This is a genomic window from Nostoc sp. CALU 546 (assembly GCF_048836525.1).
In genome coordinates, this window is sequence record NZ_JAWJTF010000281.1 from 1 (window position 1) to 2,635 (window position 2,635).

A 2,635-nucleotide genomic window follows, 5' to 3' on the forward strand; every position below is an offset into this window, starting at 1 on the left:
ATTGGGCTAATACAGTCTTCTCAACTACAGTTGTTGGCTGCGCTAATTCTATATCAGCTTGTGATAAATTTTCGCTTTCCCCAGACCGCAACTGTGCCAGACTCTTTCTTAAACGGTTCGATTTTTCTTGTAATCGATTTAGTGCGAACTCTTGTTGTGCCTTAAGTTGTGCATTTATTTCACTGTTGACTGCGCCAGCTGTTGCCACTGTTTGTGGCTCGGCAGTTAGTGATGCATTTGTACTACCAAAACCATCAGTACTAGAGTCAGACAGATTATTAACTGTTGGGAAACTAGTTTCGGCTAAGGTATTGTTCAATCCCTGTGCCACTTGAGGCTTCAGGTAAGGGGAATTTTTATAATCAGCTGTTGCTTGGGAAAACGTTTCTGATGCAGGAACTTGCAAAGACATTCCACTTGCGGCAACTTGCCATTTAGCTTCAAGCCCAGGCACTTGTGAGACTGCCGTTGGTTCCACGATTACAGGACTTTCCGGCACGCTCGCTGATGAGACTGCTTGGGACTCCAGCTTTGTGGAGGCGAATTTCACCTCAGTGTCAGGAACAACAGGAATAGCTGAGGTTGCCTTTTGGCTGCCTACTGGCACTGCTGCTTGGGCTTGATCGCTTTGTCGAGTCACCAAAAGGCTGGTTGCTCCCATCGAGATTGCCAAGCCAATCATGGCGGCTTTTGTCCGCACCCGGCGGTTAACTTTTGGATTCATCACATTTAGCAGTTCTACCGGGGCATCATCGCTGTTGGGGGTATTGTTCAACACAGCTTTTACTCTCTTTTTTAATGCTCGTTTCAAAGACGACCTCCTATGATCACTAGCGCTTAACTGACCTCGATTTTTCAGTTGGATACTAGTCAATGATTTAGATCACAACAAATGATAGATCAAGATCACATTCACCAGAGATGCTTACGCAAGATTAACCTGCTTCTCTGATTTAGACAAGTTTACACGTGTTAGCAAAACTTAAAATTTGCTGTGTTTACTTGTCCGAACCACTCCTAACACCACTTAGGACGTTTTACTCCTTACCATTGTCCGCGCTTGTCTTGCGTCAATCGCGGGGACTGGACAAACAAACTATTTGCCAAGTCCATAGTCGCTGCTGAGAATCAAATTGCTGCCTGCGACTTCTGGAAAATTGATGCCCCCTGCTGTAGATATCTTCAAGATATTTCTACCCAATCCGTCTTCTCAACACGAGACTTTACGTTGATTATTCCCTAAAAAACAACCGTATTAACTATCGGCTACTTTTTGGCTGCTTTCTGCCGTTCACTGAGCCAAAATAGCTCAAATGTAAGACATGACTGGATTTTAGCGCATTTGTTCCCAAATTTAGGATGTTTCAAATTCATCAAAATCTATCATTCAAATTTGGCAATACCCCAAGTTTTATATACAAATTTCTTATAATAACCTTCCTTTGTTTGTAAGTATCTTCCACTACATTTTGGTAATAAACCTAATTTTCGGTATATTGTTTTACATATTATTACAGTAAACAAGAAAATTTTTGCCGCCAATAATAAATCGTCTAATAGATTCCGGGACGGATTCTAAGTAAATATACTTACGAGTATAAAGGTAATTAACTATTGTAAATAGCCTAACTGACGACGGGTTTCAAATAAGCCAATTGCCACACTTACCGACAGATTCAAGCTGCGAACCCCCGGTTGGCTCATGGGAATATACAGAGTAGCATCGCAATCTGAAAGAATTGCTGGTGGTAAACCCGTGGTTTCACTACCAAACAACAGCCAATCATCAGCTTGAAACTGAAAGTTTACATAATTACAACTTCCACCAACTGTATAACCCAGCCATCTACCTCCACGCTCCTGATGTAATGTTTTAAAGGCTTCTAGGGATTCGTGATAGTGTAGCTTGACATAAGGCCAGTAATCTAAGCCCGCTCTTTTGAGGTAGCGATCGCTAATTTCAAATCCCAAAGGCCCCACCAAATGCAATTCTGTACCTGTAGCTGCACAAGTACGAGCAATATTACCTGTATTAGGAGGGATTTGGGGGTTAACTAAAACTACCTGAGGCATTGTCCGTATAATTTACGTATTGTATAAAACAATCTATTGTCAATGTTAAATCTACCAAAAGGTAGAGGTGATTCATAGGTTTTGTTAATAATAATCAAGCATCGTCCATCGATTAGATTTTTAAAACGAAGCGCAAACCCTCCCAGAGCAATGCCTGAGAGGATATTTGGCTAAAATCAGGAAATGTTAAGTTTTGTGTAGAAAAAGTAATTACTTATGTCTTTTAGGGCTGGTAGTCTCTCCAAGAGAATCTACCATTTGTATGAAGACGGGAGTAGTAGTGAGGAGTAGGGGAAGATCAGGGACAATCAGGGGAGCAGAGGGCAGGGGAGAATAAAAATTACCTCTTTCTCTTTCTCCTCTGCTCCCTCTGCCTCTTTTCAATGCCCAATTCCCAATCCATGCCCAGTCCCCAGGCCCCAATGTAACGATTTATCTCGCAGTTTAAGAGCGGATTTAGCATTTATGTAACCTTACATGAACGCTAAAGATAAAGGAATTAATTCATGTCCTTAAAGAATGAAGAAGGAGTTCTTATGGATAATTTTAACCGGGCAACAAA

Annotated in this window: 1 protein-coding gene and 1 pseudogene; both read right to left on the minus strand. The window is 41.5% G+C overall.

The window, feature by feature from the left end; translation table 11 throughout:
* Window positions 1–811: pseudogene (locus tag RRG12_RS42705) on the minus strand (peptigoglycan-binding protein LysM); the annotation flags it as partial.
* 800 nt (window positions 812–1,611) lie between these two features.
* Window positions 1,612–2,073: a tRNA (cytidine(34)-2'-O)-methyltransferase gene (locus tag RRG12_RS42710; protein WP_069068390.1), complete on the minus strand. Its 462-nt coding sequence runs from the start codon at window positions 2,071–2,073 to the stop codon at window positions 1,612–1,614.
* Window positions 2,074–2,635: the final 562 nt, after the last annotated feature.

Coding starts and splice junctions, on each gene's coding strand:
- RRG12_RS42710 (WP_069068390.1), bottom strand. CDS start 2,073: ATGCCTCAGGTAGTTTTAGTTAACCCCCAAATCCCTCCTAATACAGGT.